Annotated in this window: 22 protein-coding genes; 14 read left to right on the top strand and 8 right to left on the bottom strand. The window is 63.4% G+C overall.

Annotated features, from left to right (window positions below; genetic code table 11):
• The first annotated feature begins 117 nt into the window (after positions 1 to 117).
• Genes L1069_RS02140 through dxs form a run of 4 tightly spaced genes read left to right on the top strand, consistent with a single transcriptional unit; the run spans position 118 to position 4151 of the window.
• Positions 118 to 1044 carry a histone deacetylase family protein gene (locus tag L1069_RS02140; protein ID WP_237454622.1) on the top strand — a complete coding sequence of 309 codons (927 nt, stop codon included), beginning with the start codon at positions 118 to 120 and terminating at the stop codon, positions 1042 to 1044.
• Positions 1041 to 1283 (top strand): exodeoxyribonuclease VII small subunit, encoded by a 243-nt coding sequence (locus tag L1069_RS02135; RefSeq protein ID WP_019297546.1) that lies wholly within the window; start codon positions 1041 to 1043, stop codon positions 1281 to 1283. Before L1069_RS02140 ends, L1069_RS02135 begins: the two co-directional genes overlap by 4 nt.
• A 3-nt stretch (positions 1284 to 1286) precedes the next feature.
• Entirely contained in the window at positions 1287 to 2171 is an 885-nt protein-coding gene (locus L1069_RS02130; RefSeq protein ID WP_237454621.1) for a polyprenyl synthetase family protein, read from the top strand.
• 51 nt (positions 2172 to 2222) lie between these two features.
• The gene (dxs, locus tag L1069_RS02125; protein ID WP_237454620.1) at positions 2223 to 4151 is read left to right on the top strand and encodes a 1-deoxy-D-xylulose-5-phosphate synthase; all 1929 of its coding nucleotides are present in this window, start codon (positions 2223 to 2225) and stop codon (positions 4149 to 4151) included.
• 80 nt (positions 4152 to 4231) lie between these two features.
• Here the strand turns inward: dxs and L1069_RS02120 are convergent, their stop codons facing one another.
• Positions 4232 to 5101: an SDR family oxidoreductase gene (locus L1069_RS02120; protein ID WP_237454619.1), complete on the bottom strand. Its 870-nt coding sequence runs from the start codon at positions 5099 to 5101 to the stop codon at positions 4232 to 4234.
• 74 nt (positions 5102 to 5175) lie between these two features.
• On the opposite strand from L1069_RS02120, the gene L1069_RS02115 reads away from it, so the two are divergent.
• Positions 5176 to 5811 carry a class I SAM-dependent methyltransferase gene (locus tag L1069_RS02115; protein ID WP_237454632.1) on the top strand — a complete coding sequence of 212 codons (636 nt, stop codon included), beginning with the start codon at positions 5176 to 5178 and terminating at the stop codon, positions 5809 to 5811.
• A gap of 188 nt (positions 5812 to 5999) precedes the next feature.
• On the opposite strand, the gene L1069_RS02110 is transcribed toward L1069_RS02115, so the two are convergent.
• The 4 genes from L1069_RS02110 to L1069_RS02095 all read right to left on the bottom strand — a co-directional run bounded on the left by L1069_RS02110 (position 6000) and on the right by L1069_RS02095 (position 10569).
• Positions 6000 to 6785 carry a carnitinyl-CoA dehydratase gene (locus tag L1069_RS02110; RefSeq protein ID WP_237454618.1) on the bottom strand — a complete coding sequence of 262 codons (786 nt, stop codon included), beginning with the start codon at positions 6783 to 6785 and terminating at the stop codon, positions 6000 to 6002.
• A gap of 49 nt (positions 6786 to 6834) precedes the next feature.
• Positions 6835 to 8865, bottom strand: coding sequence for an acetate--CoA ligase family protein (locus tag L1069_RS02105; protein ID WP_237454617.1), 2031 nt, complete (start codon positions 8863 to 8865; stop codon positions 6835 to 6837).
• 225 nt (positions 8866 to 9090) lie between these two features.
• Positions 9091 to 9402, bottom strand: a complete 312-nt coding sequence (locus L1069_RS02100; RefSeq protein WP_237454616.1) for a SelT/SelW/SelH family protein — start codon at positions 9400 to 9402, stop codon at positions 9091 to 9093.
• Between the two features lie 3 nt (positions 9403 to 9405).
• A complete protein-coding gene (locus tag L1069_RS02095) occupies positions 9406 to 10569 on the bottom strand; it encodes an acyl-CoA dehydrogenase family protein (protein WP_237454615.1) in 1164 nt (387 codons plus the stop codon).
• 80 nt (positions 10570 to 10649) lie between these two features.
• Here L1069_RS02095 and L1069_RS02090 point away from each other — a divergent pair, with 80 nt between their 5' ends.
• Positions 10650 to 11591 carry a helix-turn-helix domain-containing protein gene (locus L1069_RS02090; RefSeq protein ID WP_237454614.1) on the top strand — a complete coding sequence of 314 codons (942 nt, stop codon included), beginning with the start codon at positions 10650 to 10652 and terminating at the stop codon, positions 11589 to 11591.
• Here L1069_RS02090 and L1069_RS02085 read toward each other — a convergent pair.
• Entirely contained in the window at positions 11588 to 12778 is a 1191-nt protein-coding gene (locus tag L1069_RS02085) for a hypothetical protein (protein WP_237454613.1), read from the bottom strand. The two genes, L1069_RS02090 and L1069_RS02085, sit on opposite strands and share 4 nt — an antisense overlap.
• Positions 12779 to 12860: 82 nt before the next feature.
• Entirely contained in the window at positions 12861 to 13283 is a 423-nt protein-coding gene (locus tag L1069_RS02080) for a glyoxalase (protein ID WP_237454612.1), read from the bottom strand.
• A 141-nt stretch (positions 13284 to 13424) separates the two neighbouring features.
• On the opposite strand from L1069_RS02080, the gene ade reads away from it, so the two are divergent.
• The 8 genes from ade to msrA all read left to right on the top strand — a co-directional run bounded on the left by ade (position 13425) and on the right by msrA (position 20628).
• On the top strand, positions 13425 to 15227 hold the full coding sequence (gene ade / locus L1069_RS02075; RefSeq protein WP_237454611.1) for an adenine deaminase: 1803 nt from the start codon (positions 13425 to 13427) through the stop codon (positions 15225 to 15227).
• Positions 15224 to 16690, top strand: a complete 1467-nt coding sequence (locus tag L1069_RS02070; RefSeq protein ID WP_134831011.1) for an AMP nucleosidase — start codon at positions 15224 to 15226, stop codon at positions 16688 to 16690. The genes ade and L1069_RS02070 overlap by 4 nt, the downstream gene beginning before the upstream one ends.
• A 139-nt stretch (positions 16691 to 16829) precedes the next feature.
• Entirely contained in the window at positions 16830 to 17117 is a 288-nt protein-coding gene (locus L1069_RS02065) for an HU family DNA-binding protein (protein ID WP_027256921.1), read from the top strand.
• A gap of 168 nt (positions 17118 to 17285) precedes the next feature.
• The gene (locus L1069_RS02060; protein WP_129372574.1) at positions 17286 to 17909 is read left to right on the top strand and encodes a LysE family translocator; all 624 of its coding nucleotides are present in this window, start codon (positions 17286 to 17288) and stop codon (positions 17907 to 17909) included.
• A 71-nt stretch (positions 17910 to 17980) separates the two neighbouring features.
• Entirely contained in the window at positions 17981 to 18886 is a 906-nt protein-coding gene (locus tag L1069_RS02055; protein ID WP_237454610.1) for a DMT family transporter, read from the top strand.
• 110 nt (positions 18887 to 18996) lie between these two features.
• On the top strand, positions 18997 to 19560 hold the full coding sequence (locus tag L1069_RS02050) for a DUF4202 domain-containing protein (RefSeq protein ID WP_237454609.1): 564 nt from the start codon (positions 18997 to 18999) through the stop codon (positions 19558 to 19560).
• Between the two features lie 106 nt (positions 19561 to 19666).
• Entirely contained in the window at positions 19667 to 20116 is a 450-nt protein-coding gene (gene msrB, locus L1069_RS02045; protein WP_237454608.1) for a peptide-methionine (R)-S-oxide reductase MsrB, read from the top strand.
• The gene (gene msrA / locus L1069_RS02040; protein ID WP_134831015.1) at positions 20113 to 20628 is read left to right on the top strand and encodes a peptide-methionine (S)-S-oxide reductase MsrA; all 516 of its coding nucleotides are present in this window, start codon (positions 20113 to 20115) and stop codon (positions 20626 to 20628) included. Before msrB ends, msrA begins: the two co-directional genes overlap by 4 nt.
• 150 nt (positions 20629 to 20778) lie before the next feature.
• On the opposite strand, the gene L1069_RS02035 is transcribed toward msrA, so the two are convergent.
• Positions 20779 to 22785: a hydantoinase/oxoprolinase family protein gene (locus tag L1069_RS02035; protein WP_237454607.1), complete on the bottom strand. Its 2007-nt coding sequence runs from the start codon at positions 22783 to 22785 to the stop codon at positions 20779 to 20781.
• Between the last annotated feature and the right edge of the window lie 13 nt (positions 22786 to 22798).

Genomic DNA, 22798 nt, shown 5'->3' with positions numbered 1-22798 from the left:
TCTTCTTCTGGCCGCAATTATCCCGGGGTCCGGGGCAGCGCCCCGGGATTCCCCTTGCCGCGCAGCGCCGCGGCCCCCTAGGGTCGCGCCAAACCCCGCAGCAGGAGGATACGAGCCATGACAACCGCACTGATCACCCACGCGGATTGCCTGAATCACGTAACGCCGGACGGGCATCCGGAACAGGTGGCACGGCTTGCGCATATCCTGCACGCGCTGGAACCATTGGATCTGAAACGCGTAACCGCGCCGATGGCTGCCGAGGACGACATCCTGCGCATTCACCCGGCCGGCTATCTGTCGGACTTGCGCAAGTCCTCTCCGGCAGAGGGCTGGGCACAGATCGATGGTGACACCTTCATGTCCCCTGGCTCGTTGGATGCAGCCTTCCGCGCAGCCGGCGCAGCGGTGCGTGGCGTCGATATGGTGCTGGGCAGCGAGGTGCAGAATGCTTTTGCCGCAGTGCGCCCGCCGGGGCATCATGCCGAAACAGATACCGCGATGGGTTTCTGCCTGTTCGGCAACGCAGCACTGGCGGCAAAACATGCGCTGGATCATCACGGCCTGGACCGCGTTGCGGTGGTGGATTTCGACGTGCATCACGGCAATGGTACCCAGGATCTGCTGTGGGACGAGGCGCGCGCTCTGGTGATCACCAGCCAGCAGATGCCACTCTGGCCCGGCTCCGGCCGCCCGGATGAGGACGGCGCCCATGGCAATATCCTGAACATGCCGCTTGCTCCCGGATCTGGCCGGGCAGAGATGCAGGCAGCTTATGAAGGGAGTGCTTTCCCGCGCCTGCGTGCCTTCAAGCCAGAGTTGATTATCATCTCTGCAGGCTTTGACGCCCACCAGGACGATCCGCTTGCCAGCCTCAACTGGGCAACAGAAGATTTCGCCTGGATCACTGCCGAACTGTGCAGACTTGCAAGTGAACTGTGCCAGGGCCGTATCGTCTCGACTTTGGAAGGCGGATATGATCTGAACGCGCTGGCCGCCGCTACGCGCGCGCATGTGGAAGAATTGATAAAGGCACCGGCATGACTGAGACCCCCGTAGACCAGATGAGCTTTGAACAGGCAATGCGTGAGCTGGAAGGCGTGGTGGATCAGCTGGAGCGCGGCGACGTGGCGCTGGATGCCTCAATCGCGCTTTACGAACGCGGTGCTGCGCTGAAGAAACGCTGCGAGGATGAGCTGAAACGCGCCGAGGAAAAGGTTGCCGCCATTACGCTGGACGCCAACGGCACCCCCAAGGGCACCCAGCCGCTGGATGCCGGCTGAGCCATGACCGCCGCAGCAGACGCCCGAACGCGCCCCTTTGCAGATGCGTTGAAAAACGCACAGGCCAGCATCACCGCACATATGGAAATGCGGCTGGCAGGCGGCGACAAGCTGCACACCGCGATGCGCTACGCCATCACCGGCGGCAAGATGCTGCGCGGCTTTCTGGTGCTGGAAAGCAGCCGTCTGCACGGCGTCCCGGCTGAAGCTGCCCTTGAGGCAGCGCTCGCTATTGAATGCATCCACGCTTATTCACTGGTACATGACGACCTGCCCTGCATGGACGATGACGACCTGCGCCGCGGCCAGCCTACTGTGCACAAAAAATGGGATGAGGCGATGGCAGTTCTTGCCGGCGACAGCCTGCAGGCCTTTGCCTTTGAGTTGCTGGCAGACCCCAAGGCTGGCCCCCACGCCCTGACCCTGATCCGCGGCCTGGCGCAGTCCTCCGGCAAAGACGGCATGGTGTCGGGCCAGATGCTGGACATAGCGGCAGAGACCGCCGACGCGCCGCTGACGCTGGAGCAGATCACCAGGCTGCAGGGCCGTAAGACTGGATGCCTTATCGAATGGTCCGCCACTGCCGGCGCGGTGCTGGCGGGCGAAGATCCTGCGCCGTTGCGGCAATTCGCACGCGCCCTTGGCCTTGCCTTCCAGATCGCCGACGACATCTTGGATGTGGAAGGCGATGCCGCCAAGGTCGGCAAGGCCGTGCGCAAGGATGCCGATGCCGGCAAGGCAACCTTTGTCTCGCTGCTCGGTCTGGCAGAGGCAAAAGCCCGCGCACAGTCCTTGTGCGACGAGGCCTGCACCGCGCTGTCACCTTATGGTGAGGATGCAGCAACCTTGAAGGCAGCCGCGCGTTTCGTTATTGCGCGCGACAGCTAACCCCGCGCGCCACGCCCCGGCACCCTGCCCGGCGCAGCCCAAGGAGACACCATGTCCGACCGGCCCAAGACCCCGCTTCTGGACCAGATTACCCGCCCCGCGGATCTGAAGGGGCTGACGGATGCGCAACTGGTGCAAGTGGCGCAGGAACTGCGGCAGGAAACCATTGCTGCGGTTTCCGTCACCGGCGGCCATCTGGGCGCAGGCCTGGGTGTGGTGGAGCTGACCACCGCCCTGCACGCAGTCTTTGACACTCCGCGGGACAAGGTGATCTGGGACGTCTCCCACCAGTGCTACCCGCATAAGATCCTGACCGGGCGCCGCGACCGTATCCGTACACTGCGGATGAAGGACGGCCTCAGCGGTTTCACCAAACGTTCCGAGTCGCCCTATGACCCGTTTGGCGCCGCCCATAGTTCCACCTCAATCAGCGCCGCGCTTGGCTTTGCGGTGGCGCGCGATCTTGGCGGTGTGATCCCCGAGGGCAACGGCGACGCTATCGCGGTGATCGGCGACGGTTCGATGTCGGCCGGCATGGCGTTTGAAGCGATGAACAACGCAGGCCATCTGGGCAAGCGGCTGATCGTCATCCTGAACGACAATGAAATGTCGATCGCCCCGCCCGTTGGCGCGCTGTCCTCCTACCTGTCGCGGCTTTATGCCGGCGAACCCTTCCAGGAGCTGAAGGCCGCCGCCAAGGGGGCCGTCTCGCTGCTGCCCGAACCCTTCCGCGAGGGCGCCAAACGCGCCAAGGACATGCTGAAAGGCATGGCCGTCGGCGGCACTCTGTTCGAAGCCTTGGGGTTTTCCTACCTCGGCCCCATCGACGGGCATGACATGGATCAGCTGCTGCCAGTGCTGCGCACGGTCAAAGCCCGCGCCACCGGGCCGATCCTGATCCATGTGCTGACCAAAAAGGGCAAGGGCTACGCCCCGGCAGAAGCTGCCCGCGACAAGGGCCACGCCACCGCCAAATTCGACATGGTGACGGGGGAGCAGAAAAAGGCGCCCTCCAACGCGCCCTCCTATACCTCGGTGTTCGGCAACGAGCTGGTGAAGCTCGCAGCCGCGGACGACAAGATCTGCGCCGTGACCGCGGCGATGCCCGACGGCACCGGGTTGAACCTGATGGCCGAACGCTACCCCTCGCGCACCTTTGATGTGGGCATTGCCGAACAGCACGGCGTGACCTTTGCCGCTGCATTGGCGGCCGGCGGCATGAAACCCTTCTGCGCGATGTATTCCACTTTCCTGCAGCGCGGCTATGACCAGGTGGTGCATGACGTGGCGATCCAGCGTCTGCCGGTTCGCTTTGCCATCGACCGCGCCGGTCTGGTGGGCGCCGATGGCGCCACCCACGCAGGCAGCTTCGACATTGGCTATATGGCAAACCTGCCTGGCATGGTGGTGATGGCTGCCGCCGACGAGGCCGAGCTGGCCCATATGGTCAAGACTGCTGCAGCGCATGACGACGGCCCCATCGCCTTCCGCTATCCCCGCGGCGAGGGCGAAGGCGTCGAGATGCCGGAAACCCCGGAAGTGCTGGAGATCGGCAAGGGCCGGATGATCCAAGCGGGCAAACGCGTGGCGCTCTTGTCCTTCGGCACCCGCCTGGGCGAGGTGCGAAAGGCCGCCGAAGCATTGGCGGCCAAGGGCATCACCCCGACCATCGCCGACGCCCGCTTTGCCAAACCGCTGGACCGCGATCTGATCCTGCAGCTGGCTGCGGATCACGAGGCACTGATCACCATCGAGGAAGGCGCAGTGGGCGGTTTCGGCTCCCATGTCGCACAGCTGCTGGCCGAGGAAGCCGTGTTCGACAGCGGCCTCAAGTACCGCTCCATGGTGCTGCCCGATACCTTTATCGACCAGGCCAGCCCTGCGGATATGTACGAGGTCGCGGCCATGAACGCGCCGCAGATCGAAGCCAAGGTGCTGGAGGTGCTGGGCGTGGCAACAATTGGCGAGAAGCGGGCTTAACGCGCTTTGAAACTTGGTCCGAACCTGCCTGGATAGGCGCGAATGCGCCTGCCGGGGAGCAAGCGTCCCGGCCGTGAGAATTACACCCCCGGCGGCTCCGCAGGCGGCACAAAGCTCTCCATGTCCTCGGCCTCCAGCACTGCCCGCAGCCCCTCGCGATAGGTCGGATAAAGCAGCTTCACACCCAGCTCTTCCTTGATGCGGAGGTTGCGGACGCGCTTGTTCTCTCCATAGAAACTGCGCGCCATAGGGGTCATGCCAGCCTCGTCAAAGGGCACTTCGGCGGGCACCGGCAGGCCCAGCAGTTCTGCGGCATGGCCCAGCACATCCTGCGGCGGCGCCGGATCATCGTCGCAGACGTTGAAAATGGCACCGGGGCGGGGCTGCGCAATGGAGGCCGCCAGCACCTGGGCAATGTCCTCCACATGAATGCGGGAAAAAACCTGACCCGGCTTGATGATCCGCCGCGCCTTGCCCGCCATCAGCTTGGCAAAGGGGCCACGGCCGGGACCGTAGATGCCCGCCAGCCGGAAGATATGCAGCGGCAGACCGGGGATGGCCTGCCATTGCGCCTCGGCCCGGGCGCGCCAGTCGCCGCGTTCGCTGGACGGCGTCACCGGCGTGGCCTCATCCACCCAGGCGCCGTCGTGATGGCCATAAACTGCCGTAGTCGACAGATACCCCACCCATTCCAGACTGGGGGCAGCAGTGATTTGACCAGCCATCGCGGCCAGCACCGGGTCACCCGCCATGTTCGGCCCTATCGAGCTCAGAACATGGGTGACCCCGTCCAGCGGCACGTCCTGCCCGGGCCAGGTGATCATCTCCACGCCTTCGGCCTCCACAGCCTCGCGCGAAGTGCCGATAACCCGCCATCCCTGCGCCAGCAGGCGCGGCGCAAGCGCCCGGGCGGTATAGCCAAATCCAAGACAAAGCAGCGTTTTCCTCATGCTTCCTAGATGCGTTGACCGCGCCTGCTGTGCAAGGGTTGATTCGAATCCCGATCAGCCTTTTCATGACGCGCATGGACAAACAGAAACCGGGACTTTCAAACGCCTACGCCCTGCAGACACCTGCCGATTCCAAGCGGCTTTACAGGGACTGGGCCAGCACATACGACCAGGATTTCGCCGCCGGGCAGGGTTACCTCCTGCCCGGATTGACCGCCAAGGTTTTTGCCGCCGCCGGGGGAGCCGGCCCGGTGCTGGACGTCGGTGCCGGAACCGGTCTGTGCGGCCAAGCGTTGCGGGCGATTGGAATAGAACCTATCGACGCCACCGATATAAGCGCCGCGATGCTGGCCGAAGCCTTGCGCAAGGATGCCTACCGTGACGTGATCGAAGCCAATCTGCTGGAAGGCATCCCGGTGCCGCGCGGGTCCTACCGAGGTGTGGTCTCCTCCGGCACCTTCACCCATGGGCACCTCGGCCCGGAAGTCCTGCCCGCCCTGTTGCGGGTGGCCGCACCCGATGCCTGGTTTGCTCTGTCGGTGAATGCCAAGTTCTACGGTAAGGCGGGGTTTTCCGAAGCCTTCGGCCGGCTGGTGCGCGGGCAATGGATCAAGAATCTTACTCTGCCTGAACTGCCCATCTACGGACCTGGCGCGACGGGGGCGCACAAGGACGACACCGCCCTGATCGCGCGATTTCAAAAAGTATAGCGCCCCTTTACCACTTAGCTGTTGGAAAGGCGGGGATCCAAACGCCGCGCAAAGCGAGGCGCCGGGCCCAATTGCCCAGGGACATCTTCAGATGTTCCTGGGCAATTGGGAGCTCCCGCGTCTTTGGACGGCATCTGCGATGCCACCCGCGCCTTTGGGCCCGGCGCCGCACCTGGCGGCGCGCCGCGTCAGCGCCCCTTCCAGACCGGATCGCGCTTTTCGGCAAAGGCGCGGGCGCCTTCCAGGTTGTCCTCGGAACCATAGAGAACATCCACCGACTGCAGCTGCCGCTGCGTGATCCGGTTCATCGCGTCCTGGAATTTGGAATCTTCAGCGTCGCGCACGATCTCCTTGATTGCCGCATAGACCAGCGGCGGGCCGGAGGCGAGCAGCCGCGCCAGCTCCCAGGCCCGGTCCATCAGCTGGTCCGCCGCCATGATCTCGTTTACCAGGCCCCAGCGGTTGGCCTCTTCGGCATCGAACCAGCGCCCGGTCAGCAACAGCTCCATAGCGATGTGATAAGGGATGCGCTTGGGCAGCTTCACGCTGGCGGCATCGGCCACAGTGCCAGAGCGGATCTCCGGCAACGCAAAGGTGGCATGATCAGCAGCGATGATCACATCTGCTGACAGCGCCAGCTCCAGCCCGCCGCCACAGGCGATGCCATTCACGGCGGCAATCACCGGTTTGTTCATGTCGCGCAGCTCCTGCAGGCCACCAAAGCCCCCGACGCCATAATCGCCATCCACTGCATCGCCGTCAGCCGCGGCTTTCAGGTCCCAGCCTGGGCAGAAGAACTTTTCTCCACCGCCAGTCAGGATCGCCACCCGCAGCTCCGGATCATCGCGGAAGCCGCGGAATACCTCCCCCATCACCCGGCTGGTCTGCAGGTCAATGGCATTGGCCTTGGGCCGGTCCAGCGTCACTTCCAGTATGGCGCCGTCGCGGCGGGTTTTCACAGGGCTGTCGGTCATATCAATTCCTCCTGGCACGGTAGTACCGCTCATGTTTCAGGCCGAAGCCTCAGTATTTCCGCCGCATCAGCGCATCTGCTGCAACGGCGTCAGCTGGCGTGCAGAGAAGCGGGTTGATCTCGATCTCTTCCAATCCCAGCGCGTTTTCCATCACATAGGCCTCGACTGCGCGGATGGCGCGCAGGATCGCCCCCCTGTCTGCTGCCGGGGCACCCCGGTAGCCGTCCAGCAGTTTGGCGATGCGCAGAGCCTGGAGCGCGGCTTCTATGTCCGCATCCGAAGCAGGCAGAAGGAAAGAAGCGCTGTCCGCCATCAGCTCAGTCAAAGTCCCGCCCGCTGCCAGTGTCATGACAAAGCCGTGTGCCGGGTCCTTCACCACTCCGATCAGCAGCTCCGCTACAGCACCGGTGACCATCTCCTCCACCAGGAAACGCTCTGCAGGCATGTTGAAAGCGGCGTCGCTCACCTCCTGTCCCGAATTCAGGTTCAGCACTACTGCGCCAGCTTCCGTCTTGTGGGCCACGCCTTCGCCCTTCAGCACCACCGGGAAACCGACATCCACTGCCACCGCGCGGGCGTTGGTGGCCGAAGCCGCCAGTTTGGAGCGTGGAGTGCGCAGCCCATAGCTGGCAAGCTGCCACTTGGCCTCGGCCTCGGGCACCAGATCAGGCTCCACAACCGGGGTCGGCAGCAACAGCGGCACAGGCGCTTCCGGAAGCGGCAGGCTGGCTGCTTCGCAGGCAGCAATCGCTTCGCTGAGACCGCAGAAGGGCACCACGCCCGCATCCATCAGCCGGGCCGCCACATCCTCTGGCAGCAGTTCCGGCAGAGTGGCAACAAGGCCGACATTGGCCCCGGTCCGCTCGTGCGCGCCGATGGCGGCCTGAATCGCGCATTCCCAATCCGAGGCATCGCAGCGGTCATTGCGCGGGAAGTCGACGATCAGCATAGTCATCGCCAGCTGCGGATCCATCATTGCCGAGAATGCCTGTGTCATCGCCTCGGCATCCCGCCAGATATAAGTGTGGTAGTCGAGCGGGTTTGCCAGCGCCACCATCGGGCCCAGCGCCTCCCGCAAATCCGTCTTTTGGAGATCATTCAGGGGCGGGAACACGACATTGCGCGCATGGCAGGTGTCCGCGGCCAGGCTTGCCTCTCCTCCGGAGCAGCTGATCGTTGCAATGCGGTTCGAAGGCAGCCGCCCCGTCACATGCAGCAATTTCAGCGTCTCCAGGAAGGAGGGCAGGTCATTAAGACGCGGAATGCCTAGGCGTGAGAGCAAAGCCCCTGCACCCGCGTCACCGCCCGCAAGCGAGGCAGTATGAGAAACAGTCGCGGCCTGGGCCTCGGCGGATCTGCCGACCTTAAGGGCAACGACCGGCTTTCCCAATTCTCGTGCTCTGGCCGCCAATGCCTCAAACGCACGCAAATCGCCAAAACCTTCGATATGCAGGCCAAGTGCTGTGACACGGTCGTCTTCCAGCAGTGCTTCGCCGATGGCAGCGATGCCCGACTGTGCCTGGTTGCCGGCCGTCACCACATAGGCCACCGGCAGGCCGCGTTTCTGCATGGTCAGGTTGATGGCGATGTTGGAGCTTTGAGTGACCAGCGCCACGCCCCGTTCTGCCCGCGCCCCGCCATGCTGGTCCGGCCACAAGAGCGCACCGTCCAGATAATTGATGAAACCATAGCAGTTGGGGCCAAGGAAAGGCATATCTCCAGCCGCTTCCAGTAACTGCGCCTGCAAGTCTGCCCCTTCGGCGTCCTCAGCGGCGGCTTCCAAGAAGCCGGATGCAAAACAGACCGCACCGCCCGCGCCGCGCGCCGACAGCGCCCGCACCACTTCGATGGTGATGAAACGGTTCACCCCGATAAAGGCCGCATCCGGCGCCTCCGGCAGGCTGTCCGCATCCTTGAAGGCAGGCAGGCCCGCGACCTCGTCTGCCTTGGGGTGGACGGGCCAGATGGTGCCCTCAAACCCCATCTTCTGGCATTGCTCAATCACCAAGCGGCACCATGCGCCGCCGCCGATCACAGCAATTGTCTTGGGACGAAAGAGGCGGGAAAGGTCGCGTGTCATTTTCTAGCGGTTCCGCTGGTAGAGAGTTCGGGAGCCTCCGGCGGGGATATATTCCGCAAGAGGAAGTAAGTTTTCGTTAACCAGAATCACACCCAATAGCTGTGCGGCACAGGCGGGGACGCCAATGGCCGTGCAAGGGGAAGAGAGCCTCTCTCTTTACCGGGGCGGCTATTGCGGGCCGCCCTTTTCCTCTTGCCCCAAATATCCCCGCCGGAGGCATCCGGCTTACCCGTCCGCGCTTCGGTCGAGATGGCCCAGATCCCTGCCGGGGTCAATCCGGTCGCGCACGCGGGTCTTCAGCTCTTTCACATCAGGAAAGCCGCCGTCCCGTTTGCGCTCCCAGATCAGCTCCTTTTCAACATGGATCTCAAAGATCCCGCCCATTTCTCCGGGAACCAGTTTCACCCCGCCCAATTGGTCCTGGAAGGTCTGCAGCAGTTCCTGCGACATCCAGCCCGCCCGCAGCAGCCAATTGCAGCCGGTGCAATAGGTAATGGTGACGGTGGGTTTCTCTGAGGGGTTCCCGGATCGGGTCATGGATCAGCCTCCGACGGCGCGCAGCATCTCGCGGCTGATGATGTGCCGCTGGATTTCACTGGTGCCTTCCCAGATACGTTCGACCCGCGCATCGCGCCAGATGCGTTCCAGCGGCAGCTCGTCCATCAGCCCCATGCCGCCGTGGATCTGGATCGCTTCATCCGCAACCATGGCCAGCATCTCGGTCGCCTTCAGCTTGGCCATCGACATGTCGCTCTCGGTGACGGTGCCCTGATCGAATTTCCAGCCGGCTTCCCAGGTCAGAAGGTTCGCAGCCTTCAGTTCCAGCGCCATATCCGCCAGTTTGAAGGAGATACCCTGGAACTTACCGATCTGCTGGCCGAACTGCTTGCGCTCCGCGGCGTATTCGACCGAATGCTGCAACGCGCGCTCAGCCCGGCCCAGACAAGTGGCAGCCACCTGCAGGCGGGTTGCGCCCAGCCAGGTGTTGGCAACCTCGAACCCTTTGTCGACCTCCCCCAGAATGGCCGAGGACGGCAGGCGGCAATCATCGAATTCCAGAACCGCGTTGGTGTAGCCGCGGTGGCTGACGTTGCCGTAGCCATCCCGCACCTCAAATCCCGGGGTGCCCTTGTCGACAAAGAAGGCGGTGATCTTCTTCTTCGGCCCGCGCGGGGTTTCCTCAACCCCGGTGGCCATGAAGCAGATGGCAAAATCGGCGATATCTGCGTGGCTGATGAAATGTTTGGTACCGTTCAGGATCCAGTCGTCACCATCCTGGCGCGCGGTTGCCTTCATGCCGCGCAGGTCGGACCCCGCGTCCGGCTCGGTCATTGCCAGGCAATCCCATTTCTCACCTTTCATGCAGGGGAACAGGTACTTTTCTTTCTGCTCCTCCGTGCCCGCCAGCAGAATGTTCGACGGCCGCGCAACGCCTGTCCAGTGCAGCGCATAGTTGGCGCGGCCCAGTTCCTTTTCATACATCAGCCACGACAGCGTATCGAGGCCGGCGCCACCTGCTTCCTCAGGCATGTTGGCGGCATAAAGCCCCGCTTCCATCGCCTTTTTCTGCACATCACGAATCACATCCATGTCCAGGTGACCGGTGCGCTCGATCTCCGCCTCATGCGGATAGAGCTCCTTTTCCACAAAGGCGCGGGTGGTCTCAACGATCATGGACTGTTCTTCGGTCGTCCCGAACTGCATGGCGGTTATCCTTCGGCAAATCTGTTGCACATCAGATTACGCCGCTTGCCTACGCCCATCATGCATGAATAGAAGTAATCATGCAAAGTTGGACAAAAGATGCCGCTGCAGCGCAGCAATTGGATGTGCTGCTGTTTGATGCTTTCTCGGCTCATTGCCTGGCCAACACGGTGGAGCCCTTGCGGGCGGCCAATACGTTCGCCGGGCGGCAGGTCTATGCCTGGCGGTTCCTGACGCTGGACGGCGGGCCGGCTGTGTCGTCCTCAGGCATGGAGGTGCGGGCGCATGGAAAACTGGGCGACTGCAGCGGCGATGTGCTGATTGCGATGCCGTCCTACGATTTCCTGCGACATGCCACCGTGGCCACCGCGCGGGCGCTGAAGTCCGCAGCCCGCCGCTACACGGTGCTGGCGGGATTTGACACCGGCGCCTGGCTGCTGGCACAGGCCGGACTCCTGGACGGCAAGCGCGCCACCATTCATTGGGAAGAGTTGAACCGCTTTACCGAGGCTTTTCCCGAAGTACAGACGGAACGTGCCCGCCAGGTCCGGGATGGCGACCGCGTCACCTGCACCGGTGCGCTGGCAGCCTTTGACACCATGATGGAGCTGATCGGAGACCAGCACGGCGCCGCGTTGCGGCTGGAGGTAGCGGCGCTGTTCATGGCGCCCGAAGCAACCGAAACCCAGGACCCGATCCTGGTGCGCGGCAAATCGGTTGCCCGTGCGGTGGCGGTGATGCAGGCCAATCTGGAAACGCCCCTGCCGATCGCTGCCGTGGCGCGGAAAGCGGGCCGCAGCCAGAAGGATCTGGAGGCGAGGATGAAAGCGGAACTTGGAGCCACTCCGCAGGCGGTTTACCGGAGGTTGCGGCTGATTCAGGCCAGAAAGCTTGTGTTAGAGACTGTTTTGAGTGTCTCGGAGATTGCCCTGCGCTGCGGCTACGACGACCCGAGTGCGCTAACCCGGGCTTTCAAGGCGGAGTTTGGAAATACCCCGCGCAGCTTGCGCAGCAGCGGCTAGGCTTGCTTGGCTGCCATCCACTGGTTCAGCCGCCACAGCCCCCAGGCCAGCGGGATCGCCGCCAGGCCGCCGATCACATAGGCCAGCGGCTCATCCGCGAAGGACTCGAACATCTGCGTATAGGCATGGATCGCGGCAAAGGTCAGCGCCGCGTTGAACAGCCCGCGCTGGTGCCGCTGCGCCGCCCAGAAAATCACCGCCGCCAGCACTGCTGCCCAAAGCACCGAATAGACGTTTTCGGAGAGGAACAACGCGCTGTCGCGGAAGGCATCGCGGGCAGCGGAAAAGGATTCCCAATCCTCGTAGCCGTCGCTGTAACGGCCCGGCCCCCAGACGGTTTCGCCCACCACATCGCCCCACAGCGAGCCGACCAGCGCGCAGAGATTGGCCACCACAAACCCCAGGATTGCCAGAATGCGCAAGTGCCGGGCGTCGCGCTCGGCCAGCCGGGACGCACCCCAGACACAGAGCACGATCAGCAGTACCATCTGCAGGATCGTCAGCGTCGATTCCGGCGAATAGAACACATAGGCCGCGTGGAAATAGCTGGTGCCGGTCTCCAGCATCTGGGCAAAAGGCGCAATCGCCAGCGCAGTGACAAAGCGCACATCCACTTGCCAGCCAGCCAGAGCCAGCGCGGCGGCATAATAGAGCAGCGCCAAGTTCCGCAGCGGCGAGCCGATCTCGTATTGCTGCAGCAGCAGCTCAACCCCCGCAAGATGCATCGCCAGCCCCATCAGCAGGACCGCCCCCAGCACAAACCCCGTGGACCAGGCCCCGCGCCGCCAGCGCCAGACACAGATCGCTGCCACCAGCGCTCCGGCAGGCAGCATCACCCAGCCGGCGATATCCTGGTATTTGTCCACCAGCTCAATCCCGGCGCCCCCCATCAGCATGCCTGCCCCGATCAAGGTGGCGGAATTGCCGAACATCCGCAGCATTTCGCGGCCGCGCGCCAACACCGCCAGCCCGCCGCCCAGCATCAGTATGCCGGTCACTGCCACCGCCAGCGGATCGGCCAGCCAGAAGATGAAACCGGCGGTGGCCGCGATAATCCCGAAACACAGGATCGCATTCACCGCCAGTGACACCATCACTTCGCGTGAACGCGCCTCGATGGTGCGGGCCTGATCCGCAGTCAGCACTCCCTCCTCGACCAGCGCGGTTGTGTCGGTAATGGCGTGCATCAGCGGTCCCTCATGGCATCCAAAAGATACCGCCAGCATGGACCGGCGTTCTTTCAGTGGAAAGGGGAGGAATTCCCGCCGCTTACCCTTTCGTCCGGCTTGGAACCCAGGCGTAGCCGTTTTCACACAGGAGATAGGCCTCCCTCAGGCCATGCGGCTTGTCCGCGGGCGCCTGCAGAATGGTGAATCCCGCCGCCTCTGCCCGGTCGACAGCCTCATCCGGATCGGTATCATACAGGCGGATCTCAATCCCGGCCCCGCGCGGCGGGTTTTCCGGCAGCAGCCCCAGCAGCGGGTTTTCTGCATAGGTGCGATCACTGTGCAGCTGAAAGACCTGACCGCCATAGGTGACGATAGCAAAATCCTTGCTTACCTGATGGCCCCTCATATGAAAAACAGTCTCTAAAAAGGTTATTTCCGCCGGAACATCCCGCACCAGCAGATTGTTCCCGATCCCGCGCAGGGAGCGGCCGAAACTGTCCGCATCTATTGTTTCATAATCCATGAGCCCAGATTTCCCGGCAAACCGCCCTAAGGCAACGCCAAATGCGTCAGCCCTCGGCGCCTTTCCACCGCCCGTATGAAGCTTTGATGGCAAAGCCAGCAATCCGCTTGCCTTCCCGCGCGCAATCGGAACAATTGGAATATGTCAGAAAACATTTTTCCGAGCTGGCCCGACTCCGCCCCTCAATTGATCGACGTCGCAGCCGGCCGCGCGCCGGCGGATACAGTGATCCGGCAGGGTATCTGGGTCAATGTCCACACCCGCGAGCAGCTGCCCGGCCATGATATTGCGATCAAGGCCGGCCGCATTGCTTATGTCGGACCGGATGCCTCTTATTGCACCGGGCCTGAGACGCAGATCATAGAGGCGCATGGCCGCTACATGATCCCGGGCCTCTGCGACGCCCATATGCATATTGAATCCGGCATGCTGACCCCGGCGGAATTCGCCCGCGCGGTGATCCCGCATGGCACCACCTCGATGTTCACAGACCCGCATGAGATTGCCAATGTTCTGGGTCTGGACGGGGTGCGCTATATGCATGACGAGGCGCTGATGCAGCCCGTCAGCATCTTCACCCAGATGCCTAGCTGCGCGCCGTCGGCGCCCGGGCTGGAGACCACAGGTTATGAAATCTCTGCCGAGGACGTGGCAGAGGCAATGAACTGGCCTGGCATCATCGGCCTGGGGGAGATGATGAATTTCCCCGGCGTTGCCAATGCCGACCCCAAGATGCTGGCTGAAATCGCCGCCACCCAGCGCGCGGGCAAGACCGTGGGCGGCCATTATGCCTCTCCCGATCTTGGCCCTGACTTCGCAGCCTATGTGGCCGGCGGCCCGGCGGATGACCACGAGGGCACCTGCGAGGCCGACGCCATCGCCCGGGTGCGCCAGGGGATGCGGTCGATGATGCGGCTCGGCTCTGCCTGGTATGACGTCGAAAGCCAGATCACCGCGGTGACGGAGAAGGGTCTGGACCCGCGCAACTTCATCCTGTGCACCGATGACTGCCATTCCGGCACGCTGGTCAATGACGGCCACATGAACCGGGTGGTGCGCCATGCGATTGCCTGCGGCTGCGATCCGGTGATCGCGCTGCAGATGGCGACGATCAACACCGCCACCCACTTCGGGCTGGAGCGCGAGATCGGCTCCATCACCCCCGGCCGCCGCGCTGATGTGATCCTCACTTCCAGCATGACGGAGCTGCCGATCGAGGTGGTGGTTGCCCGCGGCCGGATCGTCGCGGAATCAGGCTCTATCAAGGTGGATTGTCCGCATTACGACTGGCCCGCCAGCGCCCGCGGCACCGTGCATCTGGGCCATGAGCTGACGGCGCAGGATTTTGAACTCGCCGCGCCGGAGGGCGCCAATGCGGTCACTGCCAATGTGATCGGCGTGGTCGAAAACCAGGCCCCGACCAAGGCGCTGCAGGCAGAACTGCCGGTTGTGGACGGGCTGGTCGAGGGCGCGGGCGATGTCTGCCAGATCGCCCTGGTCGAACGCCACCGCGCCACAGGCGGCGTCACCAACGCCTTTGTCTCCGGCTTCGGCTACACCGGCAAAATGGCGATGGCCTCAACCGTGGCGCATGACAGCCACCACATGATCGTGGTCGGCACCGACCGCAATGAGATGGCGCTGGCAGCCAACCGCCTGGCCCAAGTGGGCGGCGGCATCACCCTTTACAAAGACGGCAAGGAACTGGCCCTGGTTGAACTGCCGATTGCCGGCCTGATGTCCGACAGCCCCGCAACCGACGTAGCTGCCAAGGCGCAAGTCATGATGGAAGCGATGGAAGCTTGCGGCTGCAGCCTGAACAACGCCTATATGCAGCACTCGCTGCTGGCGCTGGTGGTGATCCCGGAGCTGAGAATTTCCGACCTTGGTCTAGTGGACGTGCGCACTTTTCAGAAAATTCCGGTAATCGAGCCTGCTCAATGATAACAACAAAACACCCCGGCCACCCGCCAACAGAAACCTTCAACGACGCAACCGAAGCTGTGGACCGGCTTGAGTTGCTTTACCGGCAGGCCACCGGCTTCATCTGCGAGGAATTCAGCCGTGCAATGGCTGACGGTGCGCCGGACAACCAGCGCATCCGCGCCTATTACCCGGAAATCCGGTTCTCCACCACGAGTTTTGCCCAGGTAGACAGCCGCCTCAGCTTTGGCCACGTGTCTGCCCCCGGCACCTATGCCACCACGGTGACGCGGCCGGACCTGTTCCGCAATTACCTGATCCAGCAGATTACCCTGCTCATTCGCAACCACGGTCAGCCAGTGACCATCGATGTCTCTGACACTCCGATCCCGGTGCATTTTGCAGTCGCCTCACGCCCCGATTTGACGGTGCCGCAGGACGGTGCAGCCGGGTTCACCCTGCGCGACGTATTTGACGTGCCGGATCTGTCGACCACCAATGACGATATCGTCAACGGCACCTATCAGCCGCCTAATGGCACCGGACCGCTGGCGCTGTTCACCGCACAGCGCATCGACTACTCGCTGGCCCGGCTCAGCCATTACACTGCCACCAGCGCCGAGCATTTCCAGAACCACGTGCTGTTCACCAATTACCAATTTTATGTCGCCGAATTTGAAGCCTACGCCCGCTCCCAGCTGGCGGATCCGGACTCCGGATATACCAGCTTTGTCAGCACCGGCGACCACGAGATCACCGATCCCTCGGCTGTTATACCGGCGATAGGCAAGCTGCCGCAGATGCCCACCTATCACCTGAAGCGCGCAGACGGAGGCGGCATCACCTTGGTCAACATCGGTGTCGGCCCGTCCAATGCCAAAACCGCCACCGATCATATCGCGGTGCTGCGCCCGCATGCCTGGCTGATGGTCGGCCATTGCGCAGGCCTGCGGAACACTCAGGCAATGGGAGACTTTGTGCTGGCGCATGGATACTTGCGCGAAGACCACGTGCTGGATGATGATCTGCCGGTTTGGACACCGATCCCGGCGCTGGCGGAAATCCAGGTCGCACTCGAAGAGGCCGTGGCCGAGATCACTGAATACGAGGGTTTTGACCTTAAACGGATCATGCGCACCGGCACCGTCGCCACCATCGACAACCGCAACTGGGAATTGCGCGACCAATCCGGCCCGGTGCAGCGGCTGTCCCAATCCCGCGCCGTCGCGCTGGACATGGAAAGCGCCACCATCGCCGCCAATGGCTACCGCTTCCGGGTGCCTTATGGCACGCTTCTGTGCGTCTCCGACAAACCGCTGCATGGGGAGCTGAAGCTGCCGGGCATGGCCTCGGACTTTTACCGGACACAGGTTGCACGGCATCTGCAAATCGGCATAAGAGCAATGGAGCGGCTGCGCGGAATGCCTCTGGAGCGGCTGCACAGCCGGAAGTTGCGCTCGTTCGATGAAACGGCCTTCCTCTAAGGTTGAATTTTGCAGTTTTCCTAGAAAAAGTACCTATTTTCACCTGCTCGGTGCGCACAAGAAGTTGTGTTATCATACAACATAACGATAATATCCGGCGATGAGGCCCTAGAGTTCGGGCAGTTTAAGGAGACGAAGAATGTCCAAACCGATGACCAAAACCCAGCTTGTTGCCGCTCTGGCCGACGAAATGGGCAGCGACAAAAAAGTCGCAGGTTCCGCTCTGGAAGCGGTCTGCTCGCTGATCACCCGCGAAGTGTCGGGCGGCGGTGCCGTGACCCTGCCGGGCGTCGGCAAGATCTATTGCCGCGAGCGCCCCGAGCGCGAAGTGCGCAACCCGGCCACCGGCGAGAAGTTCACAAAAGAAGCCGACAAGGTTGTGAAAATGACCATCGCAAAGGCGTTGAAAGACAGCGTGAACGGCTGATACCGGCGACAAACCGGACGGTTTCAGGGCTGCCCGCACGGGCGGCCCTTTTCTTTTGCACGGATGTTGTCCGGCGGCGGAAAAGCTTCGCCCGCGGCCGCAGCGATGTTGCTTGCCTATAGCCCCCGTCAAGCGCACCCTGCTGTCACGCCGAGGGAGGACTGCTGCATGACTGACGTGAATCTTATCCTGATCCTTGGGGCCGCGCTCTTGGCCGGTGCCAGCCCCGGCCCCGCGACGCTGACCATCGCCGGCACCGCCATGCAGCGCGGCCGCACCGCCGGGCTGGCCGTTGCCGCCGGCGTCAGCAGCGGTTCGCTGATCTGGTCCGTTTCCGCAGCTTTTGGCCTCGGCGCAGTGATGCTGGCCAATGCCTGGATTTTTGAGGGCGTTCGCTATTTCGGTGCAGGCTACCTGATGTATCTCGCGCTGCGCTCGGCCCGTTCCGCGCTGCGCCCCGGAAACCCGGAACTCAAGGTTTCTGCAGCGGGGTCCTTGCGTGCAGCTTATGCAAAGGGGCTGGCGCTGCATCTGACCAATCCCAAGGCGGTGCTGTTCTTTGGGTCGCTTTACGCCATCGGCATCCCGCCCGGCACCGAGCCATCAGCGCTGCTGACGGTGATCGCCGCCATCGCCGTGCAAAGTACGCTGATCTTCCACGGCTACGCCATTCTGTTCTCCAGCACCACTGCCAGCCGGGTCTACATCCGCCTGCGCCGCGGGTTTGAGGCCCTTTTTGCCGCCGCCTTTGGCGCCGCCAGCTGGCAGATCCTAATGGCCAAGCTCAGCTGATCCCGGTTCAGCCCAGCTTGATCTCCACTATCAATTGCCCGAAGGTCCGCTCCGGGAGAAAGGTACTCACAATGGATGCGCGCGCGATAGCCATGGGGCTGGCCTTTGCCTTGATGTGGTCCTCTGCTTTCACCTCCGCCCGGATCATCGTCCAAGACGCCTCGCCGCTGTTTTCCCTTGCGGTGCGGTTCCTGATCTCCGGCCTGATCGGTGTCGCCATCGCCCGCGCCATGGGCCAGACATGGCGGCTGACGCCGGGCCAATGGCGCGCCACGGTGATCTTCGGCATCTGCCAGAATGCGCTGTACCTCGGCTTGAATTTCGTCGCCATGCAATGGATCGAGGCCTCGCTGGCCGCGATCATCGCCTCCACCATGCCCTTGCTGGTCGCGCTGGCGGGCTGGGCGCTGTTCGGCGAACGGCTGCGCCCCCTGGGCTATGCCGGACTGGCGGCAGGCGTCCTCGGCGTGGCATTGATCATGGGCACGCGGCTTGGCGCTGGCGTCGACCTGTTCGGAGTGTTCCTGTGCGTGATCGGCGTGCTGGCGCTGACCACTGCAACGCTGGCCTTGCGCGGCGCCACCTCAGGCGGCAATTTCATGATGGTGGTGGGGCTGCAGATGCTGATCGGCTCTGCCATCCTGTTTATAGCAGCTCCGCTGACCGAGGAAATCTTCGTCCGCCCCACCCTGGGGCTGGCGCTGGCCTTTACCTATACCACGGTGGTGCCGGGGCTGATGGCCACCCTCATCTGGGTTATGCTGCTGAACCGCATCGGCGCGGTGCGGGCTGCCACCTTCCACTTCCTCAACCCGGTGTTCGGCGTGGCCGTCGCCGGCGTGCTGCTGGGTGAAAAACTGGGGCCGCTCGATGTGCTGGGGGTGGCCATTGTCACCGGCGGAATTCTCGCCGTCCAGCTTGCCCGCAAGCCTGCGCAGCCGCCAGCGGCGCTCTCCCGCACGGCAAAACCGGGCTGATGCCCGTTCCCGCCCGTTTGGTCCGGCACGCTTGACGGCGTGCGGACCGTTGCAACCTTGCGCGCTTCCGCTTTATTCTGATCCTCAAAGACCCAACAGGAGGACGCGGCATGAGCGCGCAATTGACCCAGGTGCTTGCCGCCATCGACGCCGCCAACGCCCAGGACCCCAACCACGAGGACGGCCAGCCTGCCGCACTGCTTTATGGCCAGCGTATGAGCGAACAGCAGATGCGCCTGTTCCCCGATGCCTCTGAGGCGCTGCAAATCGCCGCCCGCGGCCAGCATGTGGAACGCTGGAAGCTGCAGCGCAGCAGCTACCCTGAAGGCCGCGCCGGCTATCTCGCCTGGCGCAAAGCCGAAGCCGAACACCACGCCCAGGTGGTCTCTGCCCTGATGCAGGAGGCAGGCTATGGCGCAGACGATGCAAACACCGCCGCAAGGATGCTGCGCAAAGAGGGCATCAAGCGCGACGATCAGGTGCAGGCTCTGGAAGACATCATCTGTTTTGTCTTCCTGAAGTGGTACTTTACCCCCTTTGCCGCGAAACATCCGGCGGACAAGGTCCAGCGCATCGTCGAAAAAACCGCCCGCAAGATGTCGCCTGAGGCCCGCGCCCGGGTGTTGACAGAGTTCGACCTGCCGGGAGATCTGGCCGGCGCCTTCACAGCCTGACCAAACCCGCCCCCGCACACGGCTTTGCGAGCCGCCTGTAACAGGGCATTGCATTTGCGCCCTCACACCCCATGTTTTGCGACAAGTAAACAGGCGGGAGGACATCATGACCAAATACACCAAAAATCCGGACGCCATTGCCGCCCTCTCCGAGGAAGAGTTCTATGTAACCCAGAACGCGGGAACAGAACGCCCCGGCACTGGCAAGCTGTTGAGCAACAAGGAGCCTGGCATCTACGTCGACATTGTCTCGGGCGAGCCGCTGTTTGCCTCCTCGGACAAATACGAGAGCGGCTGCGGCTGGCCCAGCTTCACCAAACCCATTGAAACCGCACATGTGCAGGAACTGGAAGACCGAACCCTCGGCATGATCCGCACCGAGGTTCGCTCTACCCATGGCGACAGCCACCTTGGCCATGTCTTCCCTGACGGTCCAATGGACCAGGGCGGTCTGCGCTATTGCATCAACTCCGCCTCCCTGCGCTTTGTCCATCTGGACGATATGGAAGCCGAGGGCTATGGCGCCTACATCAACCAAGTGGAGGTCGTGAATTGAGCACCACCGAACGCGCCGTCCTGGCAGGCGGCTGTTTCTGGGGCATGCAGGAACTGATCCGCAAACGCCCCGGCGTCATCAGCACCCGCGTCGGCTATACCGGCGGCGATGTGCCCAATGCCACGTACAGGAACCACGGCACCCATGCCGAAGGGATCGAGATCATCTTTGATCCCACAGTCACCTCCTACCGCGAGCAGCTGGAGTTCTTCTTCCAGATCCACGACCCGACCACGCTGAACCGCCAGGGCAACGACCTCGGCGCCAGCTACCGCTCGGCCATCTACTACGTGGACGAGACGCAAAAAGCCGTGGCCGAGGACACCATCGCCGACGTCAACGCCTCCGGCCTCTGGCCCGGCAAGGTGATGACAGAACTCAAACCTGTCGGTGACTTCTGGGAAGCCGAGCCAGAGCATCAGGACTACCTGCAGCGGCTGCCAACCGGCTACACCTGTCATTTCGCGCGGCCCGACTGGGTGCTGCCGAAACGAAATGCAGCCGCAGAATAGGCTCTAACAACTTACTTTTAGCCCCGCCGCACCCCGGCGGGGCTTTTCAATGCCGAATCTGCGGCTCGCACCCTTGCTTCCTCTTGCCGAAAATATCCCCGCCGGAGGCAGCGGGTTTTCCCTGAAAACCCGTTTCAAAACCCCAGGCGCCTAGGCGTGCGCCACCCGCGGCCGCCCGCTGGCTTCCACCGTCAGCGTACCCTCAACAAAGACCTCCCGCGATTCCACCTGTGCCGTGCGGATATCCCGCTCCACATGCACGTGAATATCCTCGGCACCGGCCTCTTCCGCCTCGCCGCGGGCCTCTTGCGCCAGGGCCGCCTCCAGCGCCTCCAGCGCTTCTCCGGGCTCTGTATAATCCACCGGCCCGCTCTCCAGGTGAACCCGGTACTTGCCCTCGGCGGGCGAGGTCACGGTGCCGCTGCGCCGCATGGTGACGCGGCCCACAACCGCACCGATGGCATTCGCCACACCTGCATGTTCCGGCAGGATCATATTGCAATGCAGCCGCTCCGCCACCGCCGGGTAATAGCTCGGGGCAGAGGCGCCAAGCCCGACAACATCCACATTCAGCACGGCATCCAGCGCCAGCAGGCCACGGTGCCGGGCCAGCCCCTTTTGCAGCAGCACATGCCGGGCCAGCTCTTTCTCCGGCAGGCCAAAGCTCTCTGCTTCTTCGGCAAAAGCAGACTCTAACAAGATCAAAGCGGTTTGCTCGGTCAGCTGAGCGATGATCATCTGCGCCATCGCCCCGGCATCCTTTGCCACCATATCACCGCTGCCAACCCGGCGGCGGGCAAACAGCGTCAGCGCTTTCTCCGCCGCCTCGCGGTCCCAGGCGTCCACCCGGCCTAGAACGTGGCTCGCATCCGAGGGAGACACGCCAGAGACCTGCACCAGCCCGCGGTCCACCAACCGGTTCAAGGAGCCGTGCTCCATCCGGGTACGCAGGATCTGGCCCAGAGGGTGCACCTGCATCCCGATGCGTCCCAGCAGCCCGGCCTCGCGCTCGCTCAAACCCGCAACCGGCACCCCCGGCACCGCCCGCACAAACCGGCCGTCATACTCACCCACGGTGGAATTGCGCAGCTGCTCATCCAGCGCAGCGTGCACAACCTCAGGCGCGTCCGTGGCAATCAACGACACCGGCACCACCCGGCGCGGCCCCAATGTCAGCCCGCCCGCCAGGCCGCTGGTGTTCAAATGCACCTGGCTGTCGCCGCCCAGGCCGGTGGTGCGCATTGCCACCGCCTCGACCATGGTGCGGAATTCGCCAACCCGGGCCCCCGCCGGATCAATCGCCGGCTTGCCATCCTTGATCAGCGCCACATCCGTTGTGGTGCCGCCAATGTCGCTCACCAGCGCATGATCTGCCCCGGTCATCCAGCGCGCGCCGACGATTGAGGCCGCCGGGCCGGACAGGATGGTCTCAATCGGCCGCTCCCGCGCCTGCCCGCCGCTCATCAGCGCGCCGTCGCCGCGCACGACCATCATCGGCGCCTTGATACCCAGATCGCGCAACGTGTCTTGCGCCCGCCCGATCAGCCGGTCGATCATCCCGATAAGCCGCGCGTTCAGCACCGCGGTCACCGCCCGCTTAGGCCCGTTCAACTTGGCCGACAGCTGGTGCGAACAGGTGGCAGGCGCCCCGGTCATCTCGTGAATGATCCGCGCCGCCTCAATCTCATGCGCCGGATTGCGGGTGGCAAAAACCCCGGCAACCGCAAAGCCGGTCACCCCCTGACCCTCGGTGCGCAGGAACATCTCCAATGCCTCCACGTCCAAGGGCGCCGCCTCGCTGCCCGCATGGGTATGCCCGCCGGCAAGCACAAGCGCCGGATCGCCTTTCAAGGCATCCTTCAATCCGTGCCGGTCCAAATCGCTCTCGGCAAAACCAATATAGATCAGCGCCACACGGCCGCCCTGGCCCTCGACCAGCGCATTGGTGGCCAAGGTCGTGGACAGCGCCGCCAGCGACACCTCCTCCGGCTGAACCCCCGACTGGTCCAGCACCGCCCGGATCGCACCGCCAACGCCAATCGCCAGATCCTGCCGCGTAGTCAGCGACTTGGCCGAGGCAATGATCTCCTTCTCGTCGCGGATCAGCACCGCATCGGTATAGGTTCCGCCCGTATCCACACCCAAGAGCAGCGTCATGCCCGGTCCTCTC

The sequence above is a fragment of the Leisingera sp. MMG026 genome (genome assembly GCF_021654205.1).
Taxonomy (GTDB): domain Bacteria; phylum Pseudomonadota; class Alphaproteobacteria; order Rhodobacterales; family Rhodobacteraceae; genus Leisingera.
The sequence above is the reverse complement of the archived record's forward strand: the minus strand, read 5'-3'. Positions and strand labels throughout refer to the sequence as shown.

Bases quoted from the DNA above. Each gene is read 5' to 3' on its own strand.
- L1069_RS02140 (WP_237454622.1), top strand. From the start codon at position 118: ATGACAACCGCACTGATCACCCACGCGGATTGCCTGAATCACGTAACG.
- L1069_RS02135 (WP_019297546.1), top strand. From the start codon at position 1,041: ATGACTGAGACCCCCGTAGACCAGATGAGCTTTGAACAGGCAATGCGT.
- L1069_RS02130 (WP_237454621.1), top strand. From the start codon at position 1,287: ATGACCGCCGCAGCAGACGCCCGAACGCGCCCCTTTGCAGATGCGTTG.
- dxs (WP_237454620.1), top strand. From the start codon at position 2,223: ATGTCCGACCGGCCCAAGACCCCGCTTCTGGACCAGATTACCCGCCCC.
- L1069_RS02120 (WP_237454619.1), bottom strand. From the start codon at position 5,101: ATGAGGAAAACGCTGCTTTGTCTTGGATTTGGCTATACCGCCCGGGCG.
- L1069_RS02115 (WP_237454632.1), top strand. From the start codon at position 5,176: ATGGACAAACAGAAACCGGGACTTTCAAACGCCTACGCCCTGCAGACA.
- L1069_RS02110 (WP_237454618.1), bottom strand. From the start codon at position 6,785: ATGACCGACAGCCCTGTGAAAACCCGCCGCGACGGCGCCATACTGGAA.
- L1069_RS02105 (WP_237454617.1), bottom strand. From the start codon at position 8,865: ATGACACGCGACCTTTCCCGCCTCTTTCGTCCCAAGACAATTGCTGTG.
- L1069_RS02100 (WP_237454616.1), bottom strand. From the start codon at position 9,402: ATGACCCGATCCGGGAACCCCTCAGAGAAACCCACCGTCACCATTACC.
- L1069_RS02095 (WP_237454615.1), bottom strand. From the start codon at position 10,569: ATGCAGTTCGGGACGACCGAAGAACAGTCCATGATCGTTGAGACCACC.
- L1069_RS02090 (WP_237454614.1), top strand. From the start codon at position 10,650: ATGCAAAGTTGGACAAAAGATGCCGCTGCAGCGCAGCAATTGGATGTG.
- L1069_RS02085 (WP_237454613.1), bottom strand. From the start codon at position 12,778: ATGCACGCCATTACCGACACAACCGCGCTGGTCGAGGAGGGAGTGCTG.
- L1069_RS02080 (WP_237454612.1), bottom strand. From the start codon at position 13,283: ATGGATTATGAAACAATAGATGCGGACAGTTTCGGCCGCTCCCTGCGC.
- ade (WP_237454611.1), top strand. From the start codon at position 13,425: ATGTCAGAAAACATTTTTCCGAGCTGGCCCGACTCCGCCCCTCAATTG.
- L1069_RS02070 (WP_134831011.1), top strand. From the start codon at position 15,224: ATGATAACAACAAAACACCCCGGCCACCCGCCAACAGAAACCTTCAAC.
- L1069_RS02065 (WP_027256921.1), top strand. From the start codon at position 16,830: ATGTCCAAACCGATGACCAAAACCCAGCTTGTTGCCGCTCTGGCCGAC.
- L1069_RS02060 (WP_129372574.1), top strand. From the start codon at position 17,286: ATGACTGACGTGAATCTTATCCTGATCCTTGGGGCCGCGCTCTTGGCC.
- L1069_RS02055 (WP_237454610.1), top strand. From the start codon at position 17,981: ATGGATGCGCGCGCGATAGCCATGGGGCTGGCCTTTGCCTTGATGTGG.
- L1069_RS02050 (WP_237454609.1), top strand. From the start codon at position 18,997: ATGAGCGCGCAATTGACCCAGGTGCTTGCCGCCATCGACGCCGCCAAC.
- msrB (WP_237454608.1), top strand. From the start codon at position 19,667: ATGACCAAATACACCAAAAATCCGGACGCCATTGCCGCCCTCTCCGAG.
- L1069_RS02035 (WP_237454607.1), bottom strand. From the start codon at position 22,785: ATGACGCTGCTCTTGGGTGTGGATACGGGCGGAACCTATACCGATGCG.